Raw genomic sequence first — 17,302 nt, 5'->3', positions numbered from 1 at the left:
CCTGCGAGATTAGACGACCAAGAAAAGCACTAAACTAAAAATAGTGAGCCGGGCCGAAAACCGGCTCACTTAAGCGCCAGGACCTTATAAGTCTTTGACGATGCGCAGGGCATCATAAATCGCGGCATGGGTATTGCGGTGCGAAATGGCATCCCCAATCCTGAACAGCTGGAACTTGCCTTCGGTAGCGATAGGCTGCGGTGTGCCTACAATGAGGTTGTCATAGTTGACGGCCCCCTGGTTGCTCGACAGCGGCTTCAGCTCTTCATATAGATCGGCCATAGGCAAGGTGCCGAAATTGACGACGACTTGGTCTACGCGCCGCTCTTTAGCAACGTTTGTGTAATCGCTGCTGACCGAGGCAACCAGCTCACTGCCGTCGCGCTTAATACCAGTCAGGCGGAAGGTGGGGGTGAACGTGGTATCCAGCATTTGTAACGTACGCATGTAAGGCACCAGGTTCATGGCCATGACCTCCGGCGCCAAGGCGCGGTCGGCTGTCATATATTCGACCTTACCGCCTGCTTTGGCAATAATCTCAGCCGCTTGTAGGGCGGTATGGTCGCCTGCATCGTCGTACACCAGCACGTTGCTGCCTGGCACCACATGGCCTGAGAGCAGATCCCAACCGGTGACGGCCAGCTCGTTGCCCTCGTGAAGCGCCTCTTCGTTAGGCTGCCCGCCCGTTGCCACAATGACCACATCCGGCGCTTCGGCGAGCACTTCATCCTGTTCGGCAAAGACATTGAAGTGAAACGTGACACCCATGGCCTGACAGCGCTCAAAGCGCCAATCGATGATGCCCATCATTTCTCGACGACGCTCGCTCTGTGCCGTTAAACGAATTTGCCCGCCGGGGGCATCTGCCGCTTCAAATACGACGACTTCGTGACCGCGTTCGGCAGCCACACGGGCGGCTTCCAGCCCGCCGGGGCCTGTGCCAACGACCACCACCTTACGTTTGGTATCGGCGAGAGGGATGGTATGGGGCATGGTGGTTTCACGTCCAGTCGCGGCATTGTGAATACAGTATGCCGCGCCGCCCTGGTAAATGCGGTCCAGACAGTAATTAGCGCCCACGCAGGGACGGATCTCTTCTTCACGGCCTTCGATGACTTTTTTCATTAGGTGTGGGTCGGCCATATGAGCACGAGTCATGCCGATCATATCGACCTTGCCGGTGGCAATCGCATGACGAGCCGTCGCAACATCCTGAATTTTAGCCCCATGGAAAGTGGGGAAGTCGACTTCACGCCTAATATCGCCCGCAAAATCCAGATGTGGCGCGCTGGGCATGCCTTGGATAGGAATCACGTCCGTCAGACCCGGATCGGTATCAATATGCCCTTTAACGACATTAAGAAAATCTACCAAGCCGCTGTCTTTCAAACGGTGCGAAATGGTCATGCCATCACGGGCATCGAAGCCCCCGGGTAAGCACTCGTCACCGGTATAACGCACACCAAGTAAGAACCTCTCACCAACACGCTCACGGATGCTTTGGAGCACTTCAAAGGTAAACCGTAGCCGGTTATCCAGGCTGCCGCCATAAGGCGCATCAAGCTCGTTGGTTAACGGCGACCAGAACTGATCCATCAGGTGGCCGTACGCCTGAATCTCCATGCCGTCCAGGCCTGCTGCGTACATGCGTTCGGCGGCGTCGGTGTAATCCTTGACTAATCGCTCAATATCCCAAAGCTCGGCTTTTTTTGGATAAGCACGGTGAGATGCTTCTCGATGATTGGAGGCTGATACCGCCGGTAGCCAATCCCCTTTGTCCCACCGGGTGCGGCGACCCAAGTGTGTTAGCTGAATCATTACCGCCGTACCGTGTTCGTGGCACGCCTCGGTGAGGTCGCGCATCCACGGCACCACCTCATCTTTATAAGCCAAAATATTGTTAAACACCGGCGGGCTGTCTCGGGAAACCGCTGCTGACCCAGCAGTCATGGTCAGGGCAATACCTGCCTTGGCACGTTCAACATGATAGGCCCGGTATAGCTCTTTAGGCATGCCATCTTCGGGGTAGGCGGGTTCGTGAGAAGTCAGCATTACCCGATTTTTCAGCGTTAAATGTTTTAGTTGTAGCGGCTGTAGCAAAGGGTCATTTTTCACGGTCGTCTTCTCTTGTTGTTTTGATGATTATCACAAGCTAGTCTTCTCTGTTCATAGTTGTCAATATATATGACATTGGTGTACATAAGGGTAACAAGCTTGCTGTATGATCGATTACATCGCCATGGCAAAGAGAGCAATACGTGAAAAACGGACGCGCCACGATTAACCAAACTGCTTGGATTGATGCTGCTTACGAGCTACTGACAGCCTCGGGAGTCAGTGCCGTCAAAATCGTACCGTTAGCAAAGAAGTTAAAAACATCACGCACCAGTTTTTACTGGCTATTTAAAGACCGTGAAGAAGTGCTTGCTGCACTACTGGAGCGGTGGGAGCGACAAAATACCCAGGCCTTAATTGAGCAATCGGAGAAATATGCGTCTTCCATCGTGGAAGCCACGCTCAATATCTTTGACTGTTGGTTTGACCCAGCGGTATTTGATTCTGAATTTGAGTACGCCGTTAGAAGCTGGAGCCTGCAAGATCAAGCGGTTGCTGAGCGCGTTAGCCAAGCCGATAGCGTGCGGCTACAAGCGCTGCAAGACATGTTTATTCGCTATGGCTATGACGTACTGGAAGCTGATACCCGTGCACGCACGGTGTATTTGATTCAGATCGGCTATATCTCGATGCATACCCAGGAGACCCAAGATACGCGGATCGCCCGAGTGGCTCAGTACATCAATATTTTTACTGGGCAGATGTGCACCCATGCTGATCTTGAGCGGTTTGCTGCGCGGCATAGAGCGCGGTTTACGCCCGAAGAGATGGCGGCTCAACAGGAGATGACAGATGAAACCGACATTAACGCTCGGCATTATCGGGGGGGGACCACGTTAAAAAGCTGAAACGATAATCTGGGCTTGTCAGCAGCATAAATGTCATCTTCGCGGTCGGAACCGGTCCAGGAGGAAGCAATCGGCATCTGGTTATGTAAGAATGTGCACGTTAAAGCCATTGGGGTCCAAAAATCAAAATGTTAGACGGATATATGCCACCTTAAGTGTTTTATGTGGAAATTAACAATTTAGATGTTCGCATAACATATATTATGTTAAATGGTAGATTAGGTAGCTTCTAAAAAGTTAATACGGCGTTGGACAACCGGTCTAGCTTCTCCTTATTATTCCTTTTTAATTTTCAAGGATGTCTCTCGTTATGCGCCCAGGTGTTTTGTGGCTGATGGCTGGTTTATCACTTCTATTTTCTGGCTGCGCCCTTCAGCAACCAGATTCTAATGAGCCACCGTTATTGAACGAGGTATCATTCAATACTCGAATGCTCGAGCTACAGGATGCATTAGGGCAACAATGCAGTGCCAATGCTCAGCATCAGGCGCAACAACTCAGCCAGCAGCAGGTGCTTACCGCTGATGTTCGTGAAGTGGGTAGCCTGCTACGCCTTTTACGCGGTGATATAAAGGAGCTTGAAGCTCGGGGTGACGAGCCCATCATTATCCGCGAAGAGTGTGAAGTGGACACCACGCTAGATATGAAAACCATGCTGGGACGTAGCGAATGGGTTGGCCTGCCGAGTGTAGGTACCTATTTAAAAGCACGCGTGGACTCCGGTGCAGAGACGTCATCATTATCGGCCTCCGACATTACGCGCTTTGAGCGCGATGGCGAAGATTGGGTGCGCTTCAAGCTGGCACTGACTGAGGATGATAGTGTCGTGGAGTCATTGCGTAACGAGTGGATCGAGGCACCTGTTCAACGGCGTGTACGCATTGTTCAAGCGTCTGGTGAAGAGTCTCGCCCCGTTGTCTCTCTATTAATGACGCTCGGTCCTATTCGTGAAAACGTCGAATTTACGCTGAATGATCGTACCCACCTCGATTTTCCCGTATTGCTAGGCCGCCGTTTCTTAATGGATATTGCTATTGTTGATGTGGCGCAAACCTACTTACATGAGCGTCCAGAATTCCCCGGCGGTGACCCTGCTGAACAAGCCGCTGAAGATGAAGCGGTCGACCAAGACGATATCGAAGAGTAAAAGCTCCCCTGCCGCTTTTCGCTGAAAGGAATTTTAATGTCACGCCTTCCGTTTTATATCATTGTAGGTCTACTTCTTGTGGCAGGTATTGCCACCAGTGTGCATAGACATCTTCATTTTGAAATTCCTTGGGTACCAGGCGAGCAGCGTCAGGTATGGGAAATTGAGGCCGTTATCAATTTCAATGCCCAGAATGGCCCCGTAAAAGTGGACTTAGCGCTGCCCACCCAGCAGGCAGGCTTTCGTGTACTGACCGAAAATACCGCTTCTTCTGGCTATGGTTTAGCCTACCAGACGGATGATTTCGGGCGCCAAGCCGAATGGACCATTCGGAATGCTGCTGGCAGCCAGCAGCTCTATTATTCGGTGCAAATGCTGGTATCACCTGGTTCCCGCCCGCCGGTACAAGCACCGCCAGGGCTGGTGTCGAGCACGCCCTGGGAAAGTCCTTATGATTCAGCAGCTACCCAGCTAATTGATAGAGCGTGGGCCAGAAGTGCAAATAATGCGACCTTTGCGCGTGAGCTAATTCTTGATGTAAATGGCGAGCGTCAGGGCGAAAATGCCCGCTTACTGCTTACCCAGGAAACGCCGTCAGCTCTCATCGTGCGCTTGCTAAATCAAGCGGGTGTACAAGCACGAGAAGTCAGCGGACTACTACTGGAAGATGGGCGCCGGCGTCAACTATTAAGCAGTTGGATTCAGGTATTTGATGAGCCTGCAGAAAGCTGGAATATATTCGACCCCGCAACGGGCGAGGAAGGCCAGCCCGAGAACCTGCTGCTCTGGGAAACAAGTGGTCGGGCGGTGCTTGAAGTTCAAGGCGGTACAAACTCGCGGGTTAGCTTCTCTATGCTAACGCACCATCAGCCAGCGTCTGCTGCTGTGCGCAACCACTTTTCTGATGATACTCTGCTGAATTTCTCAATCCATAGCTTACCACTTGAAGAACAAGCTCTTTTCCAAACGATTCTGCTGATTCCCATTGGCGCTTTGGTCGTTGTGTTTTTGCGTGTATTGGTCGGGGTGAAAACATCAGGCACCTTTATGCCTGTTCTGATCGCCCTCGCCTTTATACAAACCACCCTGCTGACGGGTTTGATTGGCTTCCTGCTGATCGTGGCTGTTGGCTTGGTTATTCGTAACTATCTGTCTTATTTGAACTTATTGTTGGTGGCGAGAGTATCGGCGGTCATCATAACGGTCATCGCGATTATCTCGATCTTTACCGTATTGGCTTACCGTATGGGTCTAAGCGCGGGGCTCACTGTCACCTTCTTCCCCATGATTATCCTGGCCTGGACGATTGAGCGGATGTCGATCCTCTGGGAAGAAGAAGGCCCAAAACAGGTCATTATTCAGGGGGGCGGCAGCTTGTTGACAGCCGTGCTCGCATACCTTGCCATGAACAACCCTTGGGTGCGTCACATCACCTTCAACTTCCTGGGTGTTCAGCTGATTTTGATGGCGCTCATTCTGATTTTGGGTAACTACACCGGCTATCGTTTGCTTGAGTTACGCCGCTTCAAGCCGATTACTGATGACGAGAAGCCGTCATGAGTTGGCTCAACAACTGGACATGGCCTAGCCGCCTGCGCGACAAAGGCATTATCGGCATGAACCGGCGCAATATTCGCTATATTGGCCGGTATAATTCACGGCGCCTTTACCCGTTGGTGGATGACAAGCTCAAGACTAAACTTTTGGCGCAAGAGTATGGCATTACCACACCAGAGCTTATTGGTACGGTAACCACGCAGTTTGGCGTTCAGCATATTGGCGATATGCTGACAGGTCATGATGGTTTTGTTATCAAACCTGCCAAAGGCAGTGGCGGCAAGGGTATTCTGGTTATCGAAAAGGTAGTTGATAATCAGTTTGTTAAACCCAGCGGAGCGCATTTAACGCTTGAGGCTGTAGAGCGTCATGTCTCTAATATTCTTTCAGGGCTTTACTCCCTGGGCGGCTCTCCGGATGTAGCTGTCATTGAAACGCTGATTAATTTTGAAGAAAGCCTGATGGCATATACCTACGAAGGTGTGCCGGATATTCGGGTCATCGTTTTCAAGGGCTACCCCGTCATGGCGATGATGCGCTTATCAACGGCGGCTTCCGATGGCAAAGCCAACCTGCACCAGGGAGCGGTCGGTGTTGGATTGAATATTGCCACCGGAGAAGCGCTTCGCGGCGTGCAGTTTGACCGCCCTTGCTTCAACCACCCGGATACCGGGCATGACCTGGCAAGCCTGGCGGTCCCCCAGTGGGACACCCTGCTAAATCTGGCGGCGGGTTGCTATGAAATGACCGGATTAGGCTATTTGGGAACCGATATGGTGTTGGACAGGCAACATGGGCCCATGCTGCTTGAGCTGAATGCACGCCCGGGCCTTGCTATTCAAATGACCAACGGAGAGGGTTTGCGTCGCCGGCTTGATCTCATCGAGCGTCAACCAGAAGGGGTGCCAGTTGCCGAGCGTGTAGCGTTTGCTCAGCACCACTTTGCTCGCAAGAGTGAGCTAACAGAAAGCCCTGACACAACTATCGCAAGCGCGTAGACTAAGCTGATGACGTTTACTGAGTGCACCAATGACTGAAGCGAATACGCTACTTCAACAAGCGGAATCACAGTGTCACAGCCGCGGCGTTCGATTTACCCCCATTCGACGCCGCGTGCTTGAATTGATTGCTCACAATGGCGGTGGTTTAAAAGCCTATGACCTGTTGGATAAACTTTCAACCGAGCATGCGGCTGCCCGCCCTCCTACGGTTTATCGAGCGCTGGAATTCTTGATTGACCAAGGATTGGTGCATCGTATCGAGTCGCTAAACGCCTATGTGGCATGCGCCTGTCCTGAACATATTCATGGGTTCCAACTGCTGATTTGCCGTCAATGTGGTTACGTCGAAGAATTGCATTTGGATGAAGTTAGCGATCAGCTGTCAGCCTTTGCCAGCCGGCAAGGCTTTAGTGTTGAACGACAGACGATTGAGCTGCAAGGCCTTTGTCAAAACTGTCGAGCCAAGAGTGAATAATAGATATGTCTCGTTTTGATCAACTACCGGCTGATACGTTATTCAAGGCACTTGAGGCGGCAACGCCACAAGATACATTACCCGCCACCACGACGTTATTGGATGCTGTTAGATTTAACGCGGAAGGTTTATTGCCTGCTATCGCTCAACAGTATGACACCAAAGAAGTGTTAATGATGGCCTGGATGACGCGTGAAGCACTAGAGGAAACGCTGAGCACGCATCGCGTTTGCTACTATTCGCGTTCACGCAACAAGCTCTGGCGTAAAGGCGAGTCATCCGGACAACAGCAGCATCTTAAGTCGGCGGCTCTGGATTGTGATGGCGATACATTGCTGCTACAGGTAGACCAGGCAGGTCCTGCTTGCCATACCGGTCGCCGAAGCTGCTTTTATCTTTCGCTAACCAGCGCCGATGCCACCATTAATAGTGAACCGCTTATTCACCCGGATGAGCTTTACGGTAACCGTTAGTCATGCGCTGGGTGCATTACATATTACGTGCTTTACGCAAGCTGGCGGTTTTAGTAATGGTTGGCACGGTGCGTGCCTATCAATACCTTATTAGCCCCCTGCTCGGGCCACGCTGCCGATTTTGGCCAAGTTGCTCCTCCTACACCATTGAAGCCCTTCAGGTGCATGGCCCTGCCAAAGGTGGCTGGATGGCTATCAAGCGAATCCTAAAATGCCATCCTGGCAACTCTGGTGGCATGGACCCTGTTCCCGGTGGGCGTAGTGAGCAACTTTGTAAAGAGGACGACGAGTCGCCGCCCTCTCCTTCATGCTGTCATCAACATCAACGTTAATGCCATTAGGCTTGCTGCGCCACTTGGTAAATACGCTCAAGCATGGCGTGGAGGCCATTGCTGCGCGTGGGGGAAAGATGTTTATCCAGCCCAAGATCCGCTAAAAAGTGCGGTTCGGTAGTGCGAATTTCAGCCGCTGTGCGCTCGCTATAGATGCGTAGCAGCACTGCAATCAGCCCAGAAACAATTGCCGCATCAGAGGTAGCGCTAAAAACCAGCGTGTCGCCCTGCTGTTCATGGCGCATCCATACATTGGATTGGCAGCCCTGAATTTTATACTCCGCAGTTTTGCACGCCTCTGGAAAATCAGGAAGCTGCTTGCCCATATCGATAATGTATTGATATCGGTCCATCCAGTTATCAAACATTTCAAACTCTTCGATTAGCTCTTGCTGGGCCTGCTCGGCGCCGGAAGTGCTCATACTCGTTCCTTTTCATATTCGATTTAAAAGCGTCAGACCATTATACGGGTTCAAGGTGGCTTGCGTGGATAGCTTTTCAGCCTGACGTGCCTTATGGCGTAAGCCGGTGACGTTGCTGTTCACTGTGCCACTCATTATCTTCGGTGTGCAGGTAGCGCGATGTGGTGTCCAACCGCGCATGGCGGGCGCTTTCTGCCAAGTGACGCAAGCTAATGCCCGCTTGAGCCTGGTGGGTGATCGAGGTGTGTCGCAGCCAGTGCGGTGTTGCCTTGCGCAGCGCAGCCACATAGGCGGGCGCCCCCTCTTCAGCTTCAAGCACGTCGGCCGCTTCTGCAAAGGTTTCACGGATCAGCCGGTAAAGCTGATTGTCACCAATACCCCGCTTTCCATCCAGCGCTCGGATAGCAGGCGTCTCGTCAAACTGCATGGGCAATCCATCAAGCCCAAGCGCTTGTCGCCAACCAGTCAAACATGCCTGCATATCATCAGGCACTGGGACGCGAGCAAGCTTGCTGCCTTTGCCCACCACGGACCACCACCAGCGCCCTTCTGATTGGGAAAAATCACCCATGCGGGTGCCCGCCATTTCGCTAATACGCGGTGCCAATAAGTAGGCAAAGCCGAAAATAAACCGGCGTCGGGCCTGTTCATACTCGGCACGACTTCCCTTCCCGTCACTCATTGGCTGATTAAGCCAGCACCAAAACCACTCCCATAGCTCACGTTCCAGATAGCGCTCAATGCGAGGTGTCTGATTGTTTAGGCGGCGAGATTTATCGCGCATCAACCGAAACGGATTATGGCTGACCCACCCTGCTTCTACCAGCCAGCTAAACAGCCCCTGCAAAATAATCAAACTTTGTCGGCGGCTGGCGGGTGATAACGCCCCACGAAATGGCCTCCACTCCGGGTGGTAACGAGGTTTTGAAGGCCCAACCCAGTGCTGGGCGGGCTGCGGGTCTGCCAGGAATGCTTCAAATTGGCGCAGCGTTTCCCGGTTCATCGCTTCCAGCGTTAAGTGCTGGTGGTCAAGCCAAAGCAACAACCGCTCGGTTTCACGCCGGTAGCTTTTCCAGGTTTGCGGGCTGTCCTGATACTCGGCAAGCCATGCAGCAACGGCCTGAGCGTCTGTATGCGCATTAATGCGCGATGACTGAAACGGCAGCTCCACTACAGCGCTTGACGCCTGCATGCCGCCCTTCTGTCCGGCAATTACGTCCATTTGATCATAAACATACTGAAACCTATCTCGATAACGCTACCTGGCTCTGTTTTAGCCTGCATCGCTATGCCGCTGTTTGCTAAGGGATAAGTATGATGCCAAGCGTATATAAATTCAAGATTATAAGAGTAATCTTGAATTTATATGCTTAATAATAAATAAAATTACGTAATACATATAACGTAATTATTGTATTTATAAGCCATTACGCGGAAAATAGAACGATTCAATAGGCAATATCAGGAAGAGACAGCATGGCGCGCAGTGGCATTCAGTACAGTGACGTACAGCACGCAATCGATACGCTTCTTGCCCGTGGCGATACACCCAGCGTGCAACGAATCCGCGAGGTGTTGGGTACCGGCAGCTTTACGACGATTAGCGAGCACTTCCGCTATTGGCGCACCGAGCGCGAACAGAATCGCGACGTTCCTCCACCTAAAGGTGTCCCTGAGGTAGTTGTTAATGTCGCCAGTGAGCTATGGCGTGAAGCGCAAGAAGTCGCCAATCAGGCGCTGCTGCACTACCGCGAAGAGGCGAATCGACAAGTCGAAGAAGCCCAACAGCTGGCTGAGAATGCCGAACAGTTAGCCGCGAACGCCGAACAGCGAGAAAGCGCCCTAGCGGAACACTTCCGCCATACCGAGCAGCGTCTTGAAGCGCTTAACCGTGAGCTGGCCGCAAGCCAGGCCAAAGAGCAGTATTGGCAGCAGGCTGCCACTGAGGCGCATGAGGAAAACCAGCAGTTAAAAAAAGCGAATGAAGCCTTACACCAGCATAATGAGGCCCTTGGCCAGCAACATACCGCTGCGTTAAAAGAGCAGCAGAGCGCATGGGAAAAACGCCTGGCCCAAGAAGAGCAGCGCAATGAAAATGCCGAGGGAAGATTGATGGCGATGCTGGATGAGGCTCGCCAGGAGCGTGCTCAGGAAGAAAAAGCCTCGCAAAAGCGGCTCCAGCAGAAGCAGCAACGCATCGAGGCGTTAACGGAGGAGCTAAAGCAAAATCGCGGCGATCTACTAAAACAGCAGACTCAGGCAAACCAACATGCCCAGCAGGCAAAAGAACAGGAGCAGCACATCGCCACCCAGGAAGAGCGCATTGCATCGCTCACTCAGCAATTGGAAGATGCTCAGGAAAACAACAAACAGCAGCGAGAGCAGATGAAACGTGAGCGCGAATGGCAAACCACAATGGGTCAACAAATGACGGCGTTACAGCAGCAACTTTCTGAACTACCTGCTTCGATAAACGTCAGAGAAAGGCAGTTGAACGAGAATGATTGAATGACGTCGACACCGGCTAGTCTGCCGACATCATTTAACCAGCCGATGGTTGTTGACCGGCAGGAGCATCACCATGCTGATTAAAATTGCCAAACCTGGCGACTTACATGAATCAGAGATCACCCCTGAGTCGATTTACTTATCACGCCGACGTTTTATGGGCGGACTCGCGGGCCTCGGAGCAGGGCTGGCATTAGCAGCCCACGCCTCAGCCAGTGAGCAAATGCCTGACTACAACGATGTTCCCGAAGGCGATGCGCCTGAATGGTTTAAGGCCAAACGCGATACGGCCGAGTGGCGGGCAGTTGTGCCTACTGACCCGAGCCAGGACAAAATGACCCCTTATGCGGATGCCAGCAGCTACAACAATTTTTTTGAATTTGGTACCGGTAAAAGCGACCCCTCACGCAAAGCGGGCTCGCTGGTGACTAAGCCTTGGAGCGTAGTGATTGATGGCGAGGTCAATAAGGGTGGGCGCTTCGCCCTTGAAGATCTCGTCAACCCTTCCCAGTTTGAAGAACGCATTTACCGGCTACGCTGTGTTGAAGCCTGGTCGATGGTTATTCCTTGGCTAGGCATTTCGCTTGCCGAGGTTATTCAACGTGCAGAGCCAACATCAAAAGCCAATTACGTGCGCTTTGAAACGCTAGTAGATCCTGAGCAAATGCCTGGGCAAGGCTCCGCTTTTGCCCTAATCGACTGGCCCTATGTAGAAGGGCTACGCCTTGATGAGGCAATGCATCCGCTAAGCTTTCTAGCGATGGGCATGTATGGACGAGAGCTACCTAATCAAAACGGCGCACCGCTTCGCCTAGTGGTGCCATGGAAGTATGGCTTTAAAAGCATTAAATCGATTGTGCGCATTTCACTGGTTGAAGAAGAGCCGCTCAATTCCTGGCAGCAAATCGCCGCCAATGAATATGGCTTTTACGCCAACGTGAACCCTGAAGTCGATCATCCTCGTTGGAGCCAGGCCACCGAACGCCGTTTACCGAACAGCCTCTTCAATACCAATATCATCGACACGCGTATGTTTAATGGTTATGCCGATGAAGTCGCTGACTTATATGCAGGCATGGATCTTCGGGTTCACTACTGATGCCGGCTTATTTTATGACGCTATGGCGTATAGGCGTTTTCATTTTCGCCTTGGCGCCCTTGGGCTGGTGGAGTTTGCAAGTAGCTAACAACCTGGCGGGCCCAGAGCCTGGGCGCTATTTGCTGTTAAATATTGGCCAAGGCGCACTATGGCTATTGTTGCTTACCTTAAGTCTTACGCCTCTGACCCGGCTGACACGCTGGAAAGGTTTTAGCGTTATTCGTCGCCAGTTGGGCCTGTGGACGCTGGCCTATGCATTTTTGCATTTCGTTTGTTACGCGTTATTTATTCTGGGACTTAATTGGACTCAGCTAGGCAGTGAGATCGTTAAACGGCCGTATATTATTGTGGGCATGCTTGCCCTGCTGGGTTTGGTAACGTTAGGCGCTACGTCTAACCGTTGGGCCATGCGTAAACTGGGCAAGCGCTGGAAAACGCTCCATAAGTTTAGCTACGTTATTTTGGTGCTGGTGTTGCTGCATTTCTTGTGGATAGTACGCGCCGACATGCAGGAGTGGTTTTTATACGCGATGGCAGGCGCACTGCTGATGTGCCTGCGCATTCCGGCCATATCGCGCATGTTGCCCAAGGTACGCCAACGAATAAAGCATTCCGCGTAACGAATCTTAAAGACTCCTTATCCTTGTACAACACGTGTCCCGTATACGTTTGGATAAAACGCAAAAACCCAGCCATAAGGCTGGGCTCGAATCAAAACACGGCTTTACCTAGCGGTAATAAGCGTTGGTGTTATCGGTATGGTCTGTCACATCACGAATACCGGCAAGTTCAGGAATGCGCTCCATCAGCGTTTTTTCGACGCCGTCTTTAAGCGTTAAATCTACCGCTGCACACCCTTGGCAACCGCCGCCAAACGCCAGAATAGCCATTTTTTGCTCGGTTAACTCAATCAGCTTGATCTCACCGCCATGCGCTGCCAAGCCAGGGTTAATCTCGCTATACAGCACGTAATTAATACGGTCCTCAAGCGGGCTGTCAGCATTTACCTTGGGCATCTTGGCGTTGGGTGCCTTGATGGTCAGCTGCCCCCCCATACGATCAGCATTGAAATCGACCACGGCTTCTTCTAAAAACGCCAAGCTGTTTTTATCAAGAAATACGTTGATCTTTTCAAGTTCAAGCGTAACGTCAGCGGGTTCTTCTTCGCCCGGACGGCAGTATGCAAGGCATGTCTCTGCATACGGCGTGCCCGGTTGGGTAATGAAAATACGCACAGCGATACCTTCAACGTTTTGCTTTTCAAGCAATTCCGCAAGGTACTCTTGGGCGCTATCGGTAATGTCGATACCTGGTGCTTCGGTAGTCGTGGTCATGAGGCTATTTTCCCTCCCGTGAACAGTGGCAATACCACTTCACATGTCATTTTATTGCTATGGTAAGCAAAACAGCGCGTCGACACAATCCCGACTGTTTTAGTAGGCTATTTAAATGGCTAACGGGCTAATGATTTTTTAACAGCTGCATTGTATAGCTGCCCTGCTTGGCGGCCTTTGGTATCATAATGTCCGTTTGTTTATTGATATGTTGTAAAACGCCGCTCATACCCCTTTTCGAAAACGTATTTTGATAAAATATTTTCGATCAAGACGCTGGAGAAGATTCCCTGTTATGGCCGCTAGTGATTTGAACGCCTCGCTTACCCAACGCCTTACCCAACGCATTCTAATTCTGGATGGCGGTATGGGGACCATGCTGCAAAATGCCCAGCTGAGCGAGGAAGACTTTCGTAGCGAACGCTTCAGCGATTGGCCGTCAGATTTAAAAGGCAATAATGACTTGCTGGCGCTCACCTGCCCCGACGTAGTGTCGCGTATTCACCGTGGCTACCTGGAAGCGGGTGCGGACATTATTGAAACCAATACCTTTAACAGTACGCGCCTTTCTCAAGCCGACTACGGCATGGAAGACATTGTTGTCGAGCTTAACCGTGAGTCTGCGCGCCTGGCTCGGGAAGTGTGCGATGCGGTCGCGGCTGAAACCGGCGTGCCACGTTTCGTTGCAGGCGTATTGGGACCCACTTCACGCACTGCTTCGTTATCGCCGGATGTGAACGACCCATCCAAGCGTAACGTGACCTTCGATGAGCTGCGTGAAAACTATTATGAAGCTGCTCAGGCGCTGATCGAGGGCGGCGCTGACCTGATCATGATCGAAACTATTTTCGATACGCTTAACGCCAAAGCCGCGATCTATGCACTTGAAGTGCTGTTTGAAGACCTTGGCAAGCGTCTGCCGGTCATGATTTCAGGCACGATCACCGATGCCTCGGGCCGGACGCTTTCCGGGCAAACCACCGAGGCGTTTTGGAACTCTGTTCGCCATGCCCAGCCGCTGTCAGTAGGCCTTAACTGTGCGCTAGGGGCTGAAGAGCTACGTCCTTACCTTGAAGAGCTATCCACCAAAGCCGATACGTTTGTCTCCGCACACCCTAACGCTGGCTTGCCTAACGAATTTGGTGAGTATGACCAAACGCCGGAGGAGATGGCGGCGATTGTTAGCGAGTTTGCCGAGAGCGGTCTGGTTAATATCATTGGTGGCTGCTGTGGCTCGACGCCTGAACATATTCGTGCAATTGCAGATGCGGTGCGCCCCATGGCACCGCGTCAGATTCCTGAGCGTAGCTCCGCTTGCCGTTTGTCCGGGCTTGAGCCTTTCAACATTGATGCAGAGTCGTTATTCGTCAACGTGGGTGAGCGTACTAACGTAACGGGTTCGGCGCGTTTCAAACGGCTTATCGTTGAAGAAGATTTCACCACTGCCCTGGAAGTAGCGCTTGAGCAAGTCGAGAACGGCGCGCAAATCATCGATATCAATATGGACGAGGGCATGCTGGAGTCGCAGGAAGCCATGGTGCGCTTTCTGAATCTGATTGCTGGCGAGCCGGATATTGCCCGTGTGCCGATCATGATCGACTCGTCCAAATGGGACATTATCGAAGCTGGCCTAAAATGCGTTCAGGGCAAGGCCATTGTTAACTCGATCTCTTTAAAAGAAGGCGAAGCGGCGTTTCGTGAGCAGGCCACCAAATGTCGTCGCTTTGGCGCGGCGATTGTGGTCATGGCCTTCGACGAGGATGGTCAGGCCGATACGTTCGCACGCAAGACGGAAATCTGTGAGCGCGCCTACCGCCTACTGGTCGATGACATCGGCTTTCCGGCCGAAGATATCATTTTCGACCCCAACATCTTCGCCATTGCCACAGGCATCGAAGAGCACAACAACTACGCCGTCGACTTTATCGAGGCGTCTCAGTGGATTCGCGAAAACCTGCCCCATGCGATGATTTCAGGCGGCGTTTCCAACGTCTCCTTCTCGTTCCGGGGCAATAACCCGGTACGTGAAGCGATCCACTCGGTGTTCCTGTATCACGCTATCCGTGCGGGGTTGAGCATGGGGATCGTTAACGCCGGGCAACTTGCGCTATACGACGACTTACCCGCCGAGCTTCGCGATGCCGTAGAAGACGTTGTGCTGAATAAGCGCAGCGACGGCACCGAGCGCTTGCTGGAGCTGGCAGACAAGTACAAGGGTGACGGTAGCGGCCCGGCCAAGAAAGAGGACCTTGAGTGGCGTGATTGGCCCGTTAATAAGCGCATCGAACATGCGCTGGTGAAAGGCATTACGGCCTATATCGAAGACGACACCGAAGAAGCTCGCGTTCAGGCCGAGCGCCCTATCGAGGTCATTGAAGGGCCACTGATGGATGGCATGAACGTGGTCGGCGACCTGTTTGGCGCCGGTAAAATGTTCCTGCCCCAGGTAGTGAAGTCCGCGCGGGTCATGAAGCAGGCGGTTGCCTATTTGATCCCGTATATCGAAGCGGAAAAAAACGAAGGCACTCAGGCCAAGGGCAAAATTGTCATGGCCACGGTTAAAGGCGACGTTCACGATATCGGCAAAAATATTGTCGGCGTGGTGCTGCAGTGTAATAACTACGAAGTTATTGATCTTGGCGTAATGGTACCTGCCGAGAAAATTCTTCAAGCCGCGATTGACCACAACGCCGATATTATTGGCCTTTCGGGGCTGATTACGCCGTCGCTCGATGAAATGGTACATGTAGCCAAGGAAATGCAGCGCCGAGGCATGAACCTGCCGCTGCTGATTGGTGGCGCGACGACCTCCAAAGCGCATACGGCCGTTAAAATTGAGCCACAGTACGAGCAACCGGTCATTTATGTGACCGATGCTTCTCGCGCGGTAGGTGTCGCCGGCCGATTACTCGCCCCCAATCTAAAAACGGCGTATGTCGCGGAAATTCGTGAAGAGTATGTCAAGGTGCGCGAACGTAACGCCAAGCGCCGCCCTAAAGCGGCGGACCTGGATTACACTCAGGCGCGCAAACGTCGTTTCCGCACCGACTGGAGCACCCAGACGCCGGTTGAACCCAAGTTCCTGGGCCTCAAAACGTTCGATAACTATGACCTTGAAGAGCTGATCGAGCGTATCGATTGGACGCCCTTCTTCATGAGCTGGCAGTTAGCGGGTAAGTACCCAAAAATTCTTAACGATGAGGTTGTGGGCGAAGCGGCGCGCAACCTGTTTGCCGATGCGCAAGTCATGTTGCGCAAGCTTGTCGATGAAAAGCGCGTTCAGGCTCGGGGCGTTATCGGCCTGTGGCCGGCCAACAGCGTGGATGATGACGTCGTTGAAGTGTATGCCGATGAATCACGCAGTGAGGTCATCGAGCGCCTTCACCATATTCGCCAGCAAACCACCAAGGGTCGTGACGGTATCTGCTACAGCCTGGCGGACTTTATTGCGCCTAAAGAGAGCGGTAAAGCCGACTGGATCGGCGGCTTTGCGGTCACCGCCGGCCATGGCGTTGACGAACTTACCAAAGCGTATGAAGCTGCAGGCGATGACTACAATGCGATTTTGGTTCAAGCACTTACCGACCGTTTGGCAGAGGCCTTTGCAGAGCGCATTCACGAGCGGGTACGTAAAGAGTTCTGGGGTTACGTGCCAGAAGAAACTCTGGATAACGACGCGCTGATAGCAGAAAAATACCAGGGTATTCGCCCCGCCCCCGGCTATCCTGCCTGCCCGGACCACACCGAGAAAGGCACCTTGTTCAAGCTGCTTAACGCCACAGAAAATACCGGCCTTGCGCTAACCGAAAGCTACGCCATGTGGCCAGCCGCTGCCGTTGCGGGTTGGTATTTTGCTCATCCGCAGTCAAAGTATTTCTCGACGGGCAAAATCACTCGTGACCAGGTAGAAGCAATCGCTGAGCGTAAACAGATGCCGCTTGAGGAAATGGAGCGCTGGCTATCGCCGGTACTCTCTTACGACCCCAGTTGA

Annotated in this window: 15 protein-coding genes; 11 read left to right on the top strand and 4 right to left on the bottom strand. The window is 52.4% G+C overall.

Annotated elements, in window-relative coordinates; translation table 11 throughout:
- Positions 1–84 precede the first annotated feature (84 nt).
- Entirely contained in the window at positions 85–2,115 is a 2,031-nt protein-coding gene (locus ACT3R4_RS13540) for an oxidoreductase (RefSeq protein ID WP_441679307.1), read from the bottom strand.
- 143 nt (positions 2,116–2,258) lie between these two features.
- Here ACT3R4_RS13540 and ACT3R4_RS13535 point away from each other — a divergent pair, with 143 nt between their 5' ends.
- The 7 genes from ACT3R4_RS13535 to yidD all read left to right on the top strand — a co-directional run bounded on the left by ACT3R4_RS13535 (position 2,259) and on the right by yidD (position 7,948).
- Complete coding sequence (locus ACT3R4_RS13535; protein WP_193056402.1) at positions 2,259–2,963, top strand: TetR/AcrR family transcriptional regulator; 705 nt, start codon at positions 2,259–2,261, stop codon at positions 2,961–2,963.
- 310 nt (positions 2,964–3,273) lie between these two features.
- Positions 3,274–4,110: an ATP-dependent zinc protease family protein gene (locus ACT3R4_RS13530; protein ID WP_192526973.1), complete on the top strand. Its 837-nt coding sequence runs from the start codon at positions 3,274–3,276 to the stop codon at positions 4,108–4,110.
- Positions 4,111–4,146: 36 nt separating this feature from the next.
- A complete protein-coding gene (locus tag ACT3R4_RS13525) occupies positions 4,147–5,670 on the top strand; it encodes an inactive transglutaminase family protein (protein WP_172116628.1) in 1,524 nt (507 codons plus the stop codon).
- Positions 5,667–6,665, top strand: coding sequence for an alpha-L-glutamate ligase-like protein (locus ACT3R4_RS13520; RefSeq protein WP_193056403.1), 999 nt, complete (start codon positions 5,667–5,669; stop codon positions 6,663–6,665). Before ACT3R4_RS13525 ends, ACT3R4_RS13520 begins: the two co-directional genes overlap by 4 nt.
- Positions 6,666–6,696: 31 nt before the next feature.
- A complete protein-coding gene (locus tag ACT3R4_RS13515; RefSeq protein WP_172116630.1) occupies positions 6,697–7,143 on the top strand; it encodes a Fur family transcriptional regulator in 447 nt (148 codons plus the stop codon).
- A gap of 5 nt (positions 7,144–7,148) precedes the next feature.
- A complete protein-coding gene (gene hisI, locus ACT3R4_RS13510) occupies positions 7,149–7,616 on the top strand; it encodes a phosphoribosyl-AMP cyclohydrolase (RefSeq protein WP_193056404.1) in 468 nt (155 codons plus the stop codon).
- Positions 7,617–7,618: 2 nt separating this feature from the next.
- Complete coding sequence (gene yidD, locus ACT3R4_RS13505; protein WP_193056405.1) at positions 7,619–7,948, top strand: membrane protein insertion efficiency factor YidD; 330 nt, start codon at positions 7,619–7,621, stop codon at positions 7,946–7,948.
- Between the two features lie 5 nt (positions 7,949–7,953).
- Here yidD and ACT3R4_RS13500 read toward each other — a convergent pair whose 3' ends face one another.
- Positions 7,954–8,370, bottom strand: a complete 417-nt coding sequence (locus tag ACT3R4_RS13500) for a SufE family protein (protein WP_193053557.1) — start codon at positions 8,368–8,370, stop codon at positions 7,954–7,956.
- A 91-nt stretch (positions 8,371–8,461) separates the two neighbouring features.
- A complete protein-coding gene (locus tag ACT3R4_RS13495; protein WP_226912028.1) occupies positions 8,462–9,562 on the bottom strand; it encodes a tyrosine-type recombinase/integrase in 1,101 nt (366 codons plus the stop codon).
- Positions 9,563–9,846: 284 nt separating this feature from the next.
- On the opposite strand from ACT3R4_RS13495, the gene ACT3R4_RS13490 reads away from it, so the two are divergent.
- The 3 genes from ACT3R4_RS13490 (at position 9,847) to msrQ (ending at position 12,597) form a co-directional block, all read left to right on the top strand.
- Complete coding sequence (locus ACT3R4_RS13490; protein WP_193056407.1) at positions 9,847–10,878, top strand: DNA-binding protein; 1,032 nt, start codon at positions 9,847–9,849, stop codon at positions 10,876–10,878.
- 73 nt (positions 10,879–10,951) lie between these two features.
- Positions 10,952–11,977: a protein-methionine-sulfoxide reductase catalytic subunit MsrP gene (gene msrP / locus ACT3R4_RS13485; RefSeq protein WP_441679308.1), complete on the top strand. Its 1,026-nt coding sequence runs from the start codon at positions 10,952–10,954 to the stop codon at positions 11,975–11,977.
- Positions 11,977–12,597 (top strand): protein-methionine-sulfoxide reductase heme-binding subunit MsrQ, encoded by a 621-nt coding sequence (gene msrQ / locus ACT3R4_RS13480; protein ID WP_193056409.1) that lies wholly within the window; start codon positions 11,977–11,979, stop codon positions 12,595–12,597. Before msrP ends, msrQ begins: the two co-directional genes overlap by 1 nt.
- 108 nt (positions 12,598–12,705) lie before the next feature.
- Here msrQ and nfuA read toward each other — a convergent pair whose 3' ends face one another.
- On the bottom strand, positions 12,706–13,311 hold the full coding sequence (gene nfuA / locus ACT3R4_RS13475; RefSeq protein WP_172116638.1) for a Fe-S biogenesis protein NfuA: 606 nt from the start codon (positions 13,309–13,311) through the stop codon (positions 12,706–12,708).
- Positions 13,312–13,606: 295 nt separating this feature from the next.
- Here nfuA and metH point away from each other — a divergent pair, with 295 nt between their 5' ends.
- Positions 13,607–17,302, top strand: a complete 3,696-nt coding sequence (metH, locus tag ACT3R4_RS13470; protein ID WP_441679309.1) for a methionine synthase — start codon at positions 13,607–13,609, stop codon at positions 17,300–17,302.

The organism is Halomonas sp. AOP7-E1-9 (genome assembly GCF_052376035.1).
Taxonomy (GTDB): Bacteria; Pseudomonadota; Gammaproteobacteria; order Pseudomonadales; family Halomonadaceae; genus Vreelandella; species Vreelandella citrativorans.
This window is presented reverse-complemented; position numbering and strand designations above follow the sequence as displayed.